Consider the following 16958-nt stretch of genomic DNA (forward strand, 5'->3'; position numbering starts at 1 on the left):
TCTCGTTACATCCGCTTTTCCGGGACATCCCGCAAATTCAGCAATGACATTTTTTATGTCCTTGCCATCGCCTTTCAACGTATATACCTTTGCACTATATTTTTCAGGCGAGTAGTATTTGAGCAGATCTCCGGCTTAAACAACTTACTGAGGAATAACGCCATGCCTAAAGGCACCGTATTTTTGAATAACAGGACGCAAAGCGTACGTATCCCGGCAGAGTGCCGTTTTCCAGACGAGGTAAAAATCGTGACGATAAGAAAAGTAGGGAGTTCACTGGTTTTAACGCCAGTGGATAACACATGGGATAATTTTTTCCACAGCGAACTGCGCGTGACGGATGATTTTATGGAAGAACGCGCCTCACAAGATCAGTCTGAGCGGGATACATTTTAATGCTGACCTATCTGCTGGACACCAATATTGTCATTTATATACTCAAACGCAGGCCGATGAGCGTGCTGGCAAAATTCAACCAGCACGCTGACCAGCTGGCGATTTCAATGATCACTTATGCTGAACTACTGCATGGCATTGCGAAAAGCACCAGTCCGACCAAAAACAAACTGGCGGTGGAGGAATTCGTTTCTCATTTACGTATCGTGGACTATGACCAGAAAGCTGCCGCGCATTACGGACATATCCGTGCCTGCCTCGAAAAATGCGGCAACCTGATTGGAGTGAACGATATTCATATTGCCGCCCAGGCACGCAGCGCAGGTATGGTGATGGTGACCAATAATATGAATGAGTTCACCCGCGTTGACGGGCTCCTGACTGAGAACTGGGTGGGTCCTTCCTTAACTGCGCTTTAAACCCGCCGCTTTTAAAAACGCGGTCAGCAGGGGATGCGGTTTCACGCGCAGTGACGACAGCTCCGGATGCCCTTGTACTCCGAGATAAAAAGGATGATGAGTGAACTCAATACCGTCAGCAATTTTCCCCGTAGCGTCAGTCCCGCTGATATGCAGCCCGAACTTCTCCAGATCGGGCTTCAGCTCAGGTTCAAGATGAAAGCGGTGGTTATAGCGCACGGTAAATTCATCGCCGAGGATGTCATTTAATCTGCTGCCAGGACGGCAATGCATCTGATAATCCCCAAGACGATGCACCGGAAACGTCAGCGTATCCGTCAGCGGGATAAAGGTTTTAATTTGGGCATCAGGATCGGCTTCGGCAAGATTGGCTTTCGTGGAACCAAGCATTTTCTGCACGATGGCCGTGGTCATGGTTTGCATACCCAGACAAAGCCCGAGAATGGGAATATTACGGTTCAGCGCGTAATGCGCCGCGCAAATTTGTCCGGTCACATTACACATCGCTGAGCCTCCGGGCAGCAATATACCATCGACATTTTCCATCACTTCATGCAGGTGATCTTCCAGTGCCTGCGGTGCTGCGTACACCATGTCCAGTGATAACGACAGCGCATCTGCCGCGTCCCCCAGAGCAGCCAGAGTGGCAGGGTAAATACTGCATTGATCCGACTGGGATCCGACCAGCGCAATGCGCAATGACGGGCCGGTGTGCGGTGGCATGTTCTGATTGATCCAGCGCCCGTAGCGGTCTCGCCACCAGCATCCTGACGCTTCATCTGTCTGACCGTGACGCCTGAATACATACCCCTGATTGGCACGCTCAACCGTAACCAGTTCGTAATCCAGCGCGCTATCCCGCACCTGTCTGGCGATTTGCGTGAACTGAATAATTTGCATCGGCCCCAGCGGAACCACCACATCCCGCGTACCGTAAGTATTGAGCAGCGCTTCCAGCTTCATAACTTTTCCGGCGCTTTGCGGATTCATTCGCTCAGTCCACAGCAAACCGCTGGTCATCAGCTGTCCTTCGCCGATGACATGCTGACAGGCATCCGGATAACGGGCGATATCCCAGCTCACCGGCAGATGAGCTAGCGGTAAATGTTTTTGTGCTGCCAGTATTGCCGCCATCGCCCCGTACAGCGATGGCTCAGGTGTGTCATGTGCAACAAAAATAAAAGACATAAGACAACCTTGAAATATAAAAGGAAAGTGACGGCAATCCGCAGACTCCGGAGTCAGCCAAACGAGTTGCCGTGCCATTTCCGCCGGTAAAATGCTGCTCAGCACGAAGAAATTATGAGCAAAGCAAAAAGAAGAATGGTAAGTTTAAATTGGTTTTAATGATTCACATAATACAATTTTGTTATTGCTCAAACAGGGGAAACAATGTCTGCCGAATTTCTTGCACCTCGTTTACGTCGTGTGCGCCCTTCGCCGACAGCGGCGATTTCCGACCAGGTGCGCGCATTTATTGCGTCTGGCTTTGATGTTATCAACCTCGGCGAAGGCGAACTCGATTTCGATACTCCCGCACATATCAGGCAGGCAGGCATCGATGCGATTGTACAAGGTGACACAAAATACACCGCGGTGGCCGGTACCGCCGCGCTGAAACAAGCCATCATTACTAAGTTTAATCGCGAAAATGGGATCAGCTACCGTCCGGAAGAAGTGATTGCAGGTAGCGGAGCCAAGCAACTGATCTTCAATGCACTTCTGGCCACGGTTTCTGCCGGTGATCAGGTCCTGATTCCTGCGCCCTATTGGGTTTCTTACCCGGATATGGTGGCGCTGGCAGAAGGAGAGCCGAAGATAGTAACTTGCCTGGAAAGCCATGGCTGGAAGTTACAGCCGGAAGATCTGGCGGCCGCGATTACCCCGCAAACCCGCTGGGTTATCCTAAACTCTCCGAATAACCCAACCGGCGCGGTGTATTCTGCGAAAGAATTAAAGGCGCTGGCTGCCGTTGTGCTGGAACATCCGCAGTTGCTTGTCATGGCGGATGATATTTATGAGCAAATTTGTTTTACCTCCGGCGAATTCGCCACGCTGGCGCAGGTTGAACCGCGCCTGAAGAATCGTATCCTCACGGTCAACGGTGTTTCAAAGGGCTATTCAATGACCGGCTGGCGACTGGGTTATGCCGGAGGCCCGGCCTGGCTGATTTCTGCGATGCAAATCTTGCAGTCCCAAAGCACGTCAAATCCAAGCTCAATCTCACAGGCTGCGACCGTTGTCGCACTGGAACACGGCAGCAAATTCATCACAGAGTGGATTGAAATACTGTCACGCCGCCGCACCCTGATCATGAACTGCATCAACACCATTGACGGCCTGAGTGCAGAGGTGCCGCCAGGAGCATTTTACGTTTTCGCTAATTGCCAGAAAATGCTGGGTAAAACAACGCCTTCGGGTGAGTCCCTCAATACAGATGAAGATTTTGCGGCTTATCTGCTGAAATTTGCCCACGTGGCAACGCTTCAGGGTTCAGCTTTCGGCGTACCAGGTTATTTACGCATCGCTTATGCCATTGATGACAAGCGTTTACAGGAAGCCTGTGACCGGATCACCCGCGCCTGCGGCGAATTGCGCTAACCGAAAAAAGGCTAACAGAGTGCAGAAACAGGCCTTTCGGGTTCCTTTTTGACTCTATTGTCAACAACTTGACCAAAGTATCAGCAAACGAACGCATTTATAGAGTTTCCCCTTTGACATGCCACGGGGCAGTCGCTATTATTCGCCCCGTTCCAACGATTCCTCTGTAGTTCAGTCGGTAGAACGGCGGACTGTTAATCCGTATGTCACTGGTTCGAGTCCAGTCAGAGGAGCCATATTAGAAACGCCCGCTTAAGGAAACTTAAGCGGGCGTTTTGCTTTTGTGTTTTCTTATGCCGGTATCATCTCTGCATGAGAAAAGGCTTATGGAGAGGTAGCCCTAAGAAAATTGATCTCTATTAATGAGATTGAAAACAATAATGGGCGGATTTCACAAGCCTATAGATTAGCGTTGCTTAATACTCTACTGTAACGGGAAACTCAGATTGTTCATAAGTGCGTATGGCCTTCGGATAGACATGGCATGCTGTACCTGCGTTTGCTGACTTTCTTTCACACATCAGGCAAATGTTCTGCAGAATAAATTACTGTTGCCTTTCTTTACTTTTTAGCCTAATCAACGCCCTTTCTAAACCTGATATCTTAATCACTAGGCGCTGATCTTATTTAAATGCTTTAGTGATAATCCTCATTGGAGAAGCATTTATATGAGTATTAAGGCACAAGTTAGTGTCGCACGTAAGCTGGGATTCACATCACATCAAAATGCGGTTCCTCTATTACGTGAACTTGTCTTGCATAATGAATCGGAGCAAGCATTTCAGGATTTGACATTACATCTGCAAACATCGCCTGCAGTATTGGAAGCAAAACAATGGAAAATTGACCGTTTACTTCCAAACTCCTCGGTTGATATCCGGGAACGGGACGTTAAGCTCAATGCAGAATGGCTCTCCGAATTAACGGAAAGTGTCGTTTGTGAAGTCACACTATGTTTGCGTCATGGCGACGAAGAACTTTTTACTGAATGCTATCCACTTGAAGCATTGGCAAAAAATGAATGGGGTGGAGAGGCAATGGTGGAATTGCTGCCCTCTTTTATTATGCCAAACGATCCCGCCGTGGACCGGATTCTCAAAGCGACATCCGATGTTCTGCGAAGTGCAGGTAAAAATGAAGGGTTGGATGGTTACGAAAGTAAATCCAGAACTCGTGTCTGGGAAATTGCATCTGCGCTCTGGACTGCAATCTGTAATCTGAATATCAGCTACGCCCTTCCACCGGCAAGCTTTGAGCGTAACGGTCAGAAAATTCGTACGCCAGGTGCCATTATCGAAGGCAAAGTCGCAACGTGTTTGGATACCACGTTATTATTCGCATCCGCATTAGAGCAGTTAGGCCTCAATTCACTTGTATTTCTCACCGAAGGCCACGCCTTTGCCGGCTTATGGTTGCAACCGCAAGAATTTGCGCAGTTAGTGACTGAAGATGTCTCCGCAGTAAGAAAACGCATCGACCTGAAAGAGATGGTTGTATTTGAAACAACACTGGCCACCAAAGCCCAACCGGCTTCTTTTACTCAGACTTCTGATGAAGCATTGCAGCATTTTACTGAGGATAAATTCCACGCAGCAATAGATACACGCCGTGCGCGGATGCAAAAAATTCGCCCGCTTGCACTCGGTACGAGCACATCCCCAGACCATAGCGACTCTGAACAAATCATCTCCCACGGTTTTGAAGATGCGCCGTTCTTGCCTTCGTTTGATATTGATGTCGACACATCTGAAGATAAAGAATCAGTCGGCCGTCTGGTTCAATGGCAACGTAAACTTTTAGATTTAACAACACGCAACCGCCTTCTGCATTTACCCGAGAGTGCCAAAGCGATAAAACTTGTATGCGCTGATCCGGGTTATCTCGAAGATAAACTTGCGGAAGGTAAACGCCTTAGAATTGTATCTTTGCCAGATCTTGAAATGGGCATCCGTGACGCTGAATTATATCAGCAGCAGACCCATGAAAACCTACAGGATGAGTTCGTCGAGCAAGCACTTGAACGCGGCGAAGTGGTCTCACCACTTGATAAAGAACGCCTTGAATCATCTCTGATTGATCTATATCGCAAATCAAAAAGCGATTTGGAAGAAGGTGGAGCTAATACGCTGTTTCTGGCAGTCGGGTTTCTGAAATGGAAAAAATCAGCAGATGACCCTAAAAGTTATTCTGCACCACTCATTTTACTGCCTATTCAGCTTGATCGCAGAAGCGCCCTTTCAGGCGTTACCATGCGATTGCTGGAAGAAGAGCCCCGCTTCAATCTGACATTACTTGAGTTACTTCGAAATGATTTCGCCCTGACAATTAACGGGCTGGATGGAGAATTGCCAACCGACGAAAGTGGTATTGATGTAGATGGAATTTGGAACTTAGTACGCCGTGCAGTGCGTGATATTCCTGGATTCGAAGTCAGCCGGGACGTCGTCATTGGTACCTTTTCATTTGCTAAATATCTGATGTGGAAAGATCTCGTTGACCGCTCGCCTCAGTTGATGGAAAGCCCGCTGGTTAAATATCTCATCGAACGTGGCAAAGAAAACGTTGTTCTTGAGAAGAGCGGAGAAGTTATCAGCGTCGAGCAGTTGGATAACGCAGTCAATACGCAAGACCTCTTCCTTCCATTGCCAGCAGACTCATCGCAAATAGCCGCCGTTGTCGCCTCAGCCAAAGGGCGTGACTTTGTCCTAGACGGGCCTCCCGGAACCGGTAAATCGCAAACGATAGCCAATATGATTGCGCACAATCTCGCGCTTGGCAGACGTGTATTGTTTGTTGCTGAGAAAAAAGCAGCGTTGGACGTGGTTTATCGCCGGCTGGAATCACAAGGGCTGGGTGAGTTTTGTCTTGAACTACATTCAAGCAAAACTTCGAAGATGGATTTTCTTAAACAGCTTGAACGCGCCTGGGATACGCGCGATATGCTTACAGCCGGCGAATGGCAAGAAGAGACAAGTAAGGTTCAAAACCTTAGGGACAAACTCAACGAAGTCGTCCGCCTGCTCCATTTGCGCTGGCCAAATGGCTTCTCATTGCATCAGGCTATGGGTCGGGTCATCAAAGACGCCACTGAGGCAACCCCGCATTTCACGTGGCCAGCAAATACACTCCATTCCTTAGAGCAAATGGAACAGTTCAGGCAGATTGCTAAACGTCTGGAACTGAACCGTAATGCAAGTAAACAGCACGGTGATCACTTTGCTCTGATTGCACAAACAGACTGGACAAATGCATGGCAATCATCACTTGTCGCAGAGGCAAAAACTCTGCCCGGTTCTATCGATGAACTTGAGCATGCTGCCGATGAACTGTTTCAGGCAACGGGAATAATGCTAGGTTCGAAAGAACCAACCAAACTCAAGCAACTGACCTCTTTCTGCGAATTACTGTCTAAAGCTGGTGGTATGAATCTCAGCTTTATGTTCGCTCCAAATGCCACTGACCTTGTTGAATCCGCTCACACTGCATTCAGTATACTAAGGGAGTTGGAGACAGTAAAAGCTCGGTTATCCGTCGATTATCCGGGCGATGGCTGGCAATACGTTGACGTTCAGCAAATCAGAAATGCCCTTGAGCTCGCTGAAAAGAAATTCTGGTTCTTAGCTACCCGTGCGCGTAAGCAAGTAATTGCAGGCGTTATTACACAACACTCACTTAACTCCACCCCTAATTTGTCAACGGACCTGCCGGTCATCGTTATGCTGCAGTCTTTATTGCAACGCCTTAGCGACTTAAATGCTATGACGACAGCCTTGCCAGGATGGGATGGGATAAACACGGATGTCATAAGATTACAAAGCACATTGGCAATAGCTGAAGATATTCGCAATAAACTGGGAACCTTTGCATCTACTCCTCAACAGCTTGCAGAGATTCGAGAAGCGATTAAAACACTGCTCATTGATGCCAATGACCTGCTTGGTCCGCAGGGCATAGTTGCCGCGTTAACCCAAAACCTTCGTACAGCGTTATTTGAGCTAAATGAGGCAAAGGTACGATTCTGCCAGCTAATAAAACCATCAGAAGAAAACCTGTCACTCTCACAGCTGCGGGATTGTGCATTAGGCGTCTCTCAGCACCAGACAGGACTGAAAGCATGGAGCGACTGGAGCCGTGTCCGTGAGGAAGCTATTTCTCAGGGCTTATCGCCGATGCTTAACTCACTCATCTATCTCGACACTTCAGATATCAGCGCGACGGAGATTTTTGAAACGGCTTACTGCCGGTGGTTTGCTTCCTGGATGATAGATTCAGAGCCGACACTGCATAATTTTGTACCCGCTGAACATATGAGCGACATTGAGACTTATCGTCATCATATTGATCACCTTGCCAGATTAACTGTGCGCTATATCCGCGCTCGTCTTTGTGGTGTGATCCCCGCTAAAAATGAGATAGCAAAACATGGGGGATTTGGCCTGCTCAAACATGAACTGCAAAAATCGCGTCGTCATAAACCGGTGCGACAAATGGCAGCTGAAATGGGTGATGCGATGTCAAAGCTAGCTCCGTGTATGCTGATGAGCCCCCTATCTGTCGCTCAATTCTTACCTTCAGATCAGGCGCTGTTTGATCTGGTTATTTTTGATGAGGCATCGCAGATATCTCCGTGGGATGCTATCGGTGCAATGGCTCGTGGAAAACAAGTGGTCATCGCCGGCGATCCACGACAGATGCCACCGACCAGTTTTTTCAACCGCGCAGCAAATGAAACAGATGATAATACTGAAGAAGACATGGAAAGCATTCTGGATGAGTGTCTGGCTGCGGGTCTCTTCAACCACAAACTTAACTGGCACTATCGCAGTCGCCACGAAAGCCTCATCACGTTCTCCAACCATCGTTATTACGACAGTAATCTGATTACATTCCCCGCGTCCGAAACCAGGCAAAGCGCAGTACGCTGGCAAAAAGTTGAAGGCGTCTATTCCAAAGGGAAAGGCCGCCATAATCAGGCTGAAGCAGAAGCGATTGTCGCAGAAACTGTAAAACGACTGACAGATAAAAGCTTCATTTCGTCAGGCAGATCGATTGGTATTATCACCCTGAACACTGAACAGCAAAAACTCATCAGTGACCTGCTTGACCGTGCCCGGCAAATACATCCTCAAATTGAGCCTTTCTTCCAGCCGGAACGAGAAGAGCCAGTGGTGGTTAAAAATCTCGAAACCGTTCAAGGTGATGAACGCGACTTAATTATGTTAGGCATCGGATATGGTCCAACCGAGCCCGGTGCCAATACGATGTCAATGAATTTTGGCCCATTAAACCGCGATGGTGGCTGGCGCAGGCTCAACGTTGCCGTCACCCGCGCGCGTCAGGAAATGATGGTATTCAGCTCCTTCGATCCTTCTCTTATCGATCTCAACCGAACCAGTGCACGAGCAGTGGCAGATCTCAAACACTTTATTGAATTTGCCCACCGCGGCCCTGTTGCACTGGCACAGGCTGTACGGGGTTCCGTTGGCGGCTATGATTCACCGTTTGAGGAAGCTGTCGCTAACGGTTTGAGACGAAAAGGCTGGCAGGTCGTTCCGCAGATTGGCGTGTCCAGGTTCAGAATTGATTTAGGGATTGTTCACCCGGATAAGCCCGGTGATTATCTCGTGGGCGTGGAATGCGACGGCGCAACTTACCACAGTGCAGCGACAGCACGTGATCGCGATAAAGTTCGCAGCGCAATTCTTCAGGATCTTGGCTGGAAATTACTTCGTCTTTGGTCGACTGAATGGTGGATTGATAAAGAAGGCGCACTTGAGAGACTTGATTTAGCCATTAACACACTGCTGGAGGTGTCCAGAGCAGACGAAGCAGTTCGGATCGCTGAAGTCGAAGCAGCGGTGAAATTGGAAGAAGAGATCCAACTCAAGATTCAAATCAGTCAAGATGCAGCCTCCAAAGAAGAAACTCCTGTCGCAAGTTTGATTTCACCTGTGGCAAATGATGAAGAAATTGCAGCACCCATTGAGAGTGTCAGGCAAAAGGAGGCGGAAAATGACGATATTGGCAGCCCGGTGCCTGCCATAAAATATGCCTCTTCTGTCGTCCCGGATATTGCGAAAATCTCCCCTGCGGGTAAGTACAAGATCAATGATTTGCAGGAATGGAGCAGCAAAACTAATGCCGAGAAATTTTATGACCCTGAATACAATGAAACGCTCAATGATCTCATTGAAGCCGTAGTGACAACGGAATCACCTGTTCTTGAAACCACGTTAATACAACGGATTTCCAGGGTTCACGGTTTTAACCGGGCCGGCAGATTGATCCGGGAACGTGTAATGGAAGTCGTCGATAAGCACTATCATATTGCTACCGATCACTATGGCGAGAATTTTGTCTGGCTATCTGCCGGCCAGCGTGCCGACTGGAATAGCTATCGCTTGCCAGCAACGGAACATGATATCCGGCTGGTTGATGCCATTCCCAGCGAAGAACTATGCGCGCTGGCGCTGGACACCAGTGGAGAGAACAAGATTGCTGAAATGGCTAAATCACTCGGCATTAAACGTCTGACGACTCAGGCAAGACAAAAGCTTGAATCTTTACTCTGATAATTTACTGGATTCTCAGGGTTAATTACTGACTGAGCCCGACCAGAAACGCCCGCTTAAGGAAACTTAAGCGGGCGTTTTGCTTTGGTGTGTTTCACTCTTCACCTGCCCGACAGGTCGCCACCTGCTTTAAAATTCGTTATCATCCGCTCCCACTCTTCCGCCGGTTAGTCTGATGTCTGCGATTATTGATACCTTTATTGCCCCGCCGTGCCATGAAACGATTGAGATCCTCTTTCAGGACGAGCATCTGGTGCTTATCAATAAACCCTCCGGACTACTTAGCCTCTCGGGGAAAAATCCGCAAAATCTGGATTCTGTTCATCACCGGCTGGTCAGGCTATTCCCCGGTTGCACCCTGATCCATCGTCTGGATTTCGGCACTTCTGGTCTGATGGTGCTCGCCCGTAATAAAGCAATAAATGCTGCCCTCTGCCAGCAGTTCAGCCAGCGCGCCGTGACTAAAATCTACAGCGCACTGCTCTGCGGGCATTTGCAAGATGATGAAGGGGTGATAGACGCACCGATTGCCAAAGACCCGGCGCTGTTCCCGCTGATGTCGATTTGTGCAGTCAACGGTAAGCCTGCCCGCTCCGGCTATCAGGTGGTTGAGCGCTTTTATCATGAGCTGGAGGACGGAACGTCGCTGCCGTTAACACGGGTTCAGCTGATGCCGGAAACCGGGCGCACTCACCAGCTTCGCATCCACTGCCAGCAGATGGGTCATCCTATTTTGGGCTGTGACCTGTATGGCGGCCGCCTGCTGCCCGGCACAGAACAGACTCCGCGGCTGATGCTGCACGCCAGCGAACTGCACTTTGTACACCCTGTCAGCCTGGAGCGGATAGAAGCCCGCAATGCCAGCCCGTTCTGAATGAGAATACTCCCCTCTGAAAATTGCTGACTTCACCCCTATCTCATTGGGGTGTATAGTATTTTCTCGCAAAACTCAGGGAGAGAGAAATGGTAACGGTCATAGTGGATGGGGAAGATAAAACAGCAAAAATAGTCGACTGGACACTTTTTTATTCAGATAAATACGACTGCATTCAGCTCACCTGCCATTTCCCTTCTGGAAAAAAATATACACGCCCGCTAAGTGCCTCTCACATTGAACCGACTGTCGATGCAAGTGGTAAAATATTGGTAAAACGGGGACAGCCAAATGCGCAGCGTATCGTGAGTGCGCAAATCATTGGCAATAAATATGCGCTGATTACCTACGCTGATTCAGCACGTCCCTGGATTTATAAATGTGCAGATGTTGAACTACTCAACGAGTCCCCATTGAAACAAGGTAACGTCTTCAAATACTTGCGTGACGTGGCCGAACAACGTTCGCGACAGGCCAGCTCCGGCAAAGAAAATATCCCGCAAAACACTGTCAGGCAATTAGATAAAATCATCGCCCATCCTGATACCGTGCTGGAGTCTTATTGCTGTGGTGAAAATGCGCCACGTCGTGCCCCTGAAAACCTCATTTATCCTTTTGGGCTGAACGAAAGCCAGATGCAGGCTGTTGAAAAAGCGTTTAGTTCACAAATATCGGTTATTGAAGGGCCGCCGGGGACAGGAAAAACCCAAACTATTCTTAATATCCTGGCGAATATTTTGCTGCAAAATGGGCGCGTGGCTATTGTCTCGAATAACAATACTGCAGTAGCAAATGTGTATGAAAAGCTCGCTAAAGTGGAGCTGGACTATGTGGTGGCAAAGCTCGGCAGTACAGAGAAGCGCGAGCAATTTTTCGATGCACAGCCTTCCAGACCAGCAGCTCAGACCGATCCTGCTCCAGAAAAAGCCGTTCTCACAGAACAAACATTGCGTCTTAAAAATCATTTAAGTATGCAAAATGAAGTGGCAAAACTGCGCGCCGAGATTGATGAATTAAACATCGAAGAGAATTACCTGAACCGCTGGCTTCAGACTCAGGGGTTCGGTGTTCTGCCAGATATAAAACGCTACCGGCTAAAACCAGGGAAGATTACCGACCTGATGGCATTTCTTCGCTCCCTGCCGCAAGGGAAGCCCGGCTGGCGCAACCGTCTCTCCCTGCTGTTCAAATTTGGCATTTTCAAAACCAACGTACTGAAGTCTGCCGCGAACCGGCAAATCCTCTTTTTTGCTCTTCAGCATCATTATTATTCAACACGTTTACAGCTGTCTCGTGCAAACCTGGCCGAAAAAGAGGAAATCATTAAGGCTAATAATGTCGAAGCGTTGCTAAAAAGTGTTACATCCGATTCGATGTCTTTTTTAAAGCAGCATCTCGACCATTCTATTGGCGAAAACGCTGACTTTACAGTGAGAAACTACCGCAACCAATTCAACGATTTTATCCAACGCTATCCCATTATTGGCAGCAGCACGCACTCCGTCATCAATTCCCTGGCTCCCGGAACGTTACTTGATTACATAATCATCGATGAAGCGTCTCAGCAAGATATCATTCCCGGCATTCTTGCCTTTGCCTGTGCCCGAAATGTGATTGTTGTTGGGGATCGAAAACAGCTTCCGCACGTCCCGGAAGAGACAGATATCCTTGCCCCTGCGCCTCATTATGATTGTGGTAGTCAGAGCTTGCTTGACTCACTTTTCGGACTCTATGGCGATAATTTGCCCGTGACATTGCTAAAAGAACATTACCGATGCCACCCCAAGATTATTCATTTCTGTAATAAGCAATTTTATGACAATCAGCTTGTGGTGATGACAAGAGACAAAGGTGAAGCGGCACTCTCTTTGATCGTGACCGCCAGAGGTAATCATGAACGGCATAACAGCAATCTGCGTGAAGTGGAGTCCTTCCTGTCAATGGAGAGTGCTGACGCGGCTAACCGCGGTTTTATTGCGCCTTATAACGCACAAGTCTCACTGTCTGAGCGCCTCCTGCCCGCTGAATTTATTACCTCGACAGTACATAAGTTTCAGGGACGTGAATGCGAACAGATTGTTTTTTCGACCGTAATTGACAAGAAGGCTGATACCAGATCACTCGATTTTGTTGATGATCCGCATTTAATTAATGTCGCTGTCTCACGGGCGCAAAAGCATTTCACCTTAGTCACCGGTGAGAATGTCTTTGCGGGCAATAATAAGCATATCGCTGCGCTCGTGCGTTATATGACCTACTACGCCAATGAACCCAATATTCATCACAGCCCGGTCGTGAGCGCCTTTGATTTACTTTATGAAGAGTACGACCATTCTTTAGAAAATTTAAATACCAGACTTGACCCGGAGGATTCAACTTATCGCTCTGAGCAAATCGCCATGAGACTCATTAAAGATATACTTAAGCACGAGACTTACCGCGCGATTGTTGTCCACAAGCAGATCCTGCTGAGGCAACTGGTCACAAATTTCGATGACCGTTTTGACCCACGCCAGAAAGAATTTATGGCACAAGGTGCAAGCTGTGATTTCGTTTTTTATTTCCGTGTTGGAAAACAGCCTTTCGCAGTCATTGAAGTTGATGGTCATTATCACGAAACGCCTGAACAAAGTGAACGTGATGCCTTAAAAGCAACGATTCTGGATAAGAGCGGCATCACTTTGCTGAGACTCAGAACTGTCGACAGCCAGATTGAGGCAAAAATTGCCGCGTTTATCCTGGCAAGCATGCAGGAAAATAGCGTACAGCTGGCAGGTTAATACGTCCGGTTGGTCCGGGCGATTTCGCCCCACACCAACCATTCGTAAATTACCGCTCCCCGCATTAAATTACCCTTCACTTTGCAAAAGCGTTTTTAACCTGACGGTTGAGGCTGTAGTCTCAGTAGCGGTTTTATTTAGCTGTGCGCCAGATGGAACCCGCTTAACTGTTTTAATAAACAAAAACGCTAATAACTAAAAGTTTAGAAATCTGAGGAACAGACAGGACAATTATGGACTCCATGCTCACCGCCCCCCGCCCCGATGAGGAGATAATTTCACATAACCGTGCCCGCCGTGCTGCCTGGGGCAGCTTCGTTGGCGCAGTCGTAGACTGGTTCGATTTTCTGCTTTACGGCATCACCGCAGCGCTGGTGTTTAACAGCGAGTTCTTCCCGCAAATCGACCCGGCAATGGGCACGCTCGCCGCATTTGCTACTTTCGGCGTCGGCTTTCTCTTTCGCCCGCTCGGCGGCATTGTCTTCGGCCATTTCGGCGATCGTCTGGGCCGCAAACGGATGCTGATGATGACCGTCTGGATCATGGGCATCGCCACCGCGTGCATCGGTATTCTCCCCTCTTTTGCGACGATTGGCTGGTGGGCTCCGGCGCTGCTGGTCACGCTGCGCGCTATTCAGGGGTTTGCCGTCGGGGGTGAATGGGGCGGCGCAGCGTTACTGGCCGTCGAAAGTGCGCCTGCCGGGAAAAAAGCCTTCTACAGCAGCGGTATTCAGATGGGGTATGGCGTCGGCCTGTTACTCGCAACCGGTCTGGTGTCTTTGATAAGCAGCCTGACAACGGATGCGCAGTTCATGAGCTGGGGCTGGCGTTTGCCGTTCCTGTTCAGTGTTGTGCTGGTACTCGGCGCGCTGTGGGTACGTAACGGTATGGAAGAGTCGGTCGAGTTTGAACGCGCTCAGGAAGAGCAGCCAAAAGAAGCAAAAAAACGCTTACCGGTATTCGAAGCACTGTTTCGCCATCCCGGCGCATTTCTGAAAATCATCCTCCTGCGCCTGTGTGAATTGCTGACGATGTACATTGTCACCGCGTTCGCACTTAACTATTCGACGCACAACCTTGGGATGTCGCGTGAACTGTTTCTGAATATCGGACTGCTGGTCGGCGGTATCAGTTGCCTGACAATTCCTCTGTTTGCCTGGCTTGCAGACCGTTACGGGCGTCGCCGCATTTACATTACCGGCGCACTCGTTGGCGCACTGAGCGCCTTCCCGTTCTTTATGGCGCTGGACGCCCGCTCCATTATCGGCGTAGTGATCTTCTCGTTGCTGCTGGCAAATATCGCCCACGATATGGTGGTCTGCGTCCAGCAACCGATGTTCACGGAAATGTTCGGCGCAGGTTACCGCTACAGCGGTGCGGGTGTGGGTTATCAGGTCGCCAGCGTGGTGGGCGGTGGATTTACGCCGTTTATTGCCGCTGCGTTGCTGAATTTCTCCGGAGGAGAATGGCATTCTGTCGCCATCTATCTGATGGCCGGTTGTGTACTCTCGGCCCTCACGGCGATGTTTATGAAAACGTCTCAGCCGCACTGAACCGCCACCTGTTAAAAAAGCATCATCCGGAACAGTTGCGCGAATAAAACATTGGCGGCACCGCGCAGACAAGCCATATTTAAAGTGAATGATGACGAACGAAGCATAAAGGAAAACGTATGGATAACAAGTCCCTCACCGCTTCACAGGCGATTGAGAAGCTCGAAGAGATGTATAACAGCTCTGTGGCCGCATTGCGGGTGGCGATTAAAGACTTCATCGTTGAGGGGACACTGCCTGACATCAGTGCGCGTGCCGCCGGGCTGTTTGTTTACCCGGAATTACGTGTCACCTGGGACGGCGTAACGCCCGCTAAAAACCCGACCCGCGCCTATGGTCGTTTTTCCCATCCCGGCCGTTATGCCAACACCATCACGCACCCTGAATTGTTCCGTCACTATCTGCTCGAGCAGCTGTCCCTGCTGGAAGAAGAATATGAAGCGGTAATTGAAGTCGTCCCTTCCCAGCAGGAAATCCCATATTCCTACGTGATTGACGGCTCAGATCTGATGCTTGACCGCTCAATGAGCGCAGGTCTGGCGAAGCATTTCCCGACCACTGAACTGTCGCAAATTGGCGATGAAACCGCAGATGGTCTCAGCTATCCCGGCGATATCTTCCCGCTGTCGCATTTTAATGCCCTGCGGGCAGACTTCTCGCTGGCGCGCCTGCGTCATTACACCGGCACACTGATCGAACACTTCCAGCCGTATGTACTTTTCACCAACTACACCCGCTACGTGGATGAATTCGTCAGCTGGGCGTGCGCGCAGATTGCCGATCCTGAAAGTCCTTACGAGGCGCTGGCCTGCGCGGGCAGTGTGTTCATTACCGCAGAGACGCAGAATCCGGAACAGGCAGTGTCAGATCTGGCCTGGAAAAAGCATCAGATGCCTGCCTATCACCTGATTGCTCGCGACGGCTCAGGTATTACTCTGGTGAATATCGGCGTGGGCCCGGCGAACGCCAAAACCATTTGCGATCACCTTGCCGTCTTACGGCCACACGTGTGGCTGATGATTGGTCACTGCGGTGGATTACGTGAAACGCAGTCGATTGGGGATTATGTTCTGGCACACGCTTATCTGCGTGACGATCACGTTCTGGATGCCGTTCTGCCGCCAGATATTCCTATCCCAAGCATCGCTGAAGTACAGCGCGCACTTTACGACGCAACGAAAAAGATGAGCGGAATGCCGGGTGAGGAAGTGAAGCAACGGCTGCGCACGGGTACGGTTGTGACCACCGATGACCGTAACTGGGAATTACGTTACGCCGCGTCGGCACTGCGCTTTAATCTCAGCCGCGCCGTAGCCGTCGATATGGAAAGTGCGACAATTGCCGCGCAAGGTTACCGTTTCCGTGTGCCTTACGGCACGTTGCTGTGCGTATCGGATAAGCCATTGCACGGTGAAATCAAACTGCCGGGCCAGGCGAACAAATTCTACGAAGGCGCCATTTCAGAACATCTGCAAATTGGCATCTGCGCTATCGACCTGCTGCGCGCCGAAGGCGATCATCTGCATTCACGCAAATTGCGCACGTTTAATGAGCCGCCTTTCCGCTGATAATCACCCTGAACGCCCCTGAATAGTTCAGGTTGCAGGCAGGCGGCAAGTTTGATAATCCCGATGAGCTGACATTAAGTCAGTGATTCGGGTTGTTAAACGCAGTCAGCGCATCTGCGGCACGAAATATGACGGGGAATTAAGGATTTCCTTAAAAAGACTTTGCATATTGCGGAGTCTTTTACCATCATAAAT

General features: G+C 49.5%; 9 protein-coding genes and 1 tRNA gene. 9 read left to right on the plus strand and 1 reads right to left on the minus strand.

Going from position 1 to position 16958, the window contains the following annotated elements; all coding sequences use genetic code 11:
* Positions 1–162 precede the first annotated feature (162 nt).
* Both vapB and vapC read left to right on the plus strand, forming a co-directional pair.
* Positions 163–396, plus strand: coding sequence for a type II toxin-antitoxin system VapB family antitoxin (vapB, locus tag CKQ54_RS16545; protein WP_112288802.1), 234 nt, complete (start codon positions 163–165; stop codon positions 394–396).
* A complete protein-coding gene (vapC, locus tag CKQ54_RS16550) occupies positions 396–815 on the plus strand; it encodes a type II toxin-antitoxin system tRNA(fMet)-specific endonuclease VapC (RefSeq protein WP_120161360.1) in 420 nt (139 codons plus the stop codon). Before vapB ends, vapC begins: the two co-directional genes overlap by 1 nt.
* Here the strand turns inward: vapC and CKQ54_RS16555 are convergent.
* Complete coding sequence (locus CKQ54_RS16555) at positions 801–2003, minus strand: glutamine amidotransferase-related protein (protein ID WP_120161358.1); 1203 nt, start codon at positions 2001–2003, stop codon at positions 801–803. The genes vapC and CKQ54_RS16555 overlap by 15 nt on opposite strands.
* A gap of 204 nt (positions 2004–2207) precedes the next feature.
* On the opposite strand from CKQ54_RS16555, the gene CKQ54_RS16560 reads away from it, so the two are divergent.
* From CKQ54_RS16560 to CKQ54_RS16590, 7 genes are all read left to right on the plus strand, one after another.
* Complete coding sequence (locus tag CKQ54_RS16560; RefSeq protein ID WP_120161356.1) at positions 2208–3416, plus strand: pyridoxal phosphate-dependent aminotransferase; 1209 nt, start codon at positions 2208–2210, stop codon at positions 3414–3416.
* A gap of 160 nt (positions 3417–3576) precedes the next feature.
* Positions 3577–3652 (plus strand) — tRNA-Asn (locus tag CKQ54_RS16565).
* A gap of 432 nt (positions 3653–4084) precedes the next feature.
* Positions 4085–9988 (plus strand): DUF3320 domain-containing protein, encoded by a 5904-nt coding sequence (locus CKQ54_RS16570; RefSeq protein WP_120161355.1) that lies wholly within the window; start codon positions 4085–4087, stop codon positions 9986–9988.
* Positions 9989–10163: 175 nt separating this feature from the next.
* The gene (locus tag CKQ54_RS16575; RefSeq protein ID WP_120161353.1) at positions 10164–10862 is read left to right on the plus strand and encodes an RluA family pseudouridine synthase; all 699 of its coding nucleotides are present in this window, start codon (positions 10164–10166) and stop codon (positions 10860–10862) included.
* Positions 10863–10951: 89 nt separating this feature from the next.
* Complete coding sequence (locus CKQ54_RS16580) at positions 10952–13642, plus strand: AAA domain-containing protein (protein WP_120161351.1); 2691 nt, start codon at positions 10952–10954, stop codon at positions 13640–13642.
* Between the two features lie 233 nt (positions 13643–13875).
* Positions 13876–15195 carry a shikimate transporter gene (gene shiA / locus CKQ54_RS16585; protein ID WP_120161349.1) on the plus strand — a complete coding sequence of 440 codons (1320 nt, stop codon included), beginning with the start codon at positions 13876–13878 and terminating at the stop codon, positions 15193–15195.
* Between the two features lie 119 nt (positions 15196–15314).
* Positions 15315–16763 (plus strand): AMP nucleosidase, encoded by a 1449-nt coding sequence (locus tag CKQ54_RS16590; RefSeq protein ID WP_120161347.1) that lies wholly within the window; start codon positions 15315–15317, stop codon positions 16761–16763.
* Positions 16764–16958 lie beyond the last annotated feature (195 nt).

Origin of the sequence: Rahnella variigena (assembly GCF_003610915.1) — a bacterium.
Classification (GTDB): domain Bacteria; phylum Pseudomonadota; class Gammaproteobacteria; order Enterobacterales; family Enterobacteriaceae; genus Rahnella; species Rahnella variigena.

Coding starts and splice junctions, on each gene's coding strand:
- CKQ54_RS16555 (WP_120161358.1), bottom strand. CDS start 2,003: ATGTCTTTTATTTTTGTTGCACATGACACACCTGAGCCATCGCTGTAC.
- CKQ54_RS16570 (WP_120161355.1), top strand. CDS start 4,085: ATGAGTATTAAGGCACAAGTTAGTGTCGCACGTAAGCTGGGATTCACA.
- vapC (WP_120161360.1), top strand. CDS start 396: ATGCTGACCTATCTGCTGGACACCAATATTGTCATTTATATACTCAAA.
- CKQ54_RS16580 (WP_120161351.1), top strand. CDS start 10,952: ATGGTAACGGTCATAGTGGATGGGGAAGATAAAACAGCAAAAATAGTC.
- CKQ54_RS16590 (WP_120161347.1), top strand. CDS start 15,315: ATGGATAACAAGTCCCTCACCGCTTCACAGGCGATTGAGAAGCTCGAA.
- vapB (WP_112288802.1), top strand. CDS start 163: ATGCCTAAAGGCACCGTATTTTTGAATAACAGGACGCAAAGCGTACGT.
- CKQ54_RS16560 (WP_120161356.1), top strand. CDS start 2,208: ATGTCTGCCGAATTTCTTGCACCTCGTTTACGTCGTGTGCGCCCTTCG.
- shiA (WP_120161349.1), top strand. CDS start 13,876: ATGGACTCCATGCTCACCGCCCCCCGCCCCGATGAGGAGATAATTTCA.
- CKQ54_RS16575 (WP_120161353.1), top strand. CDS start 10,164: ATGTCTGCGATTATTGATACCTTTATTGCCCCGCCGTGCCATGAAACG.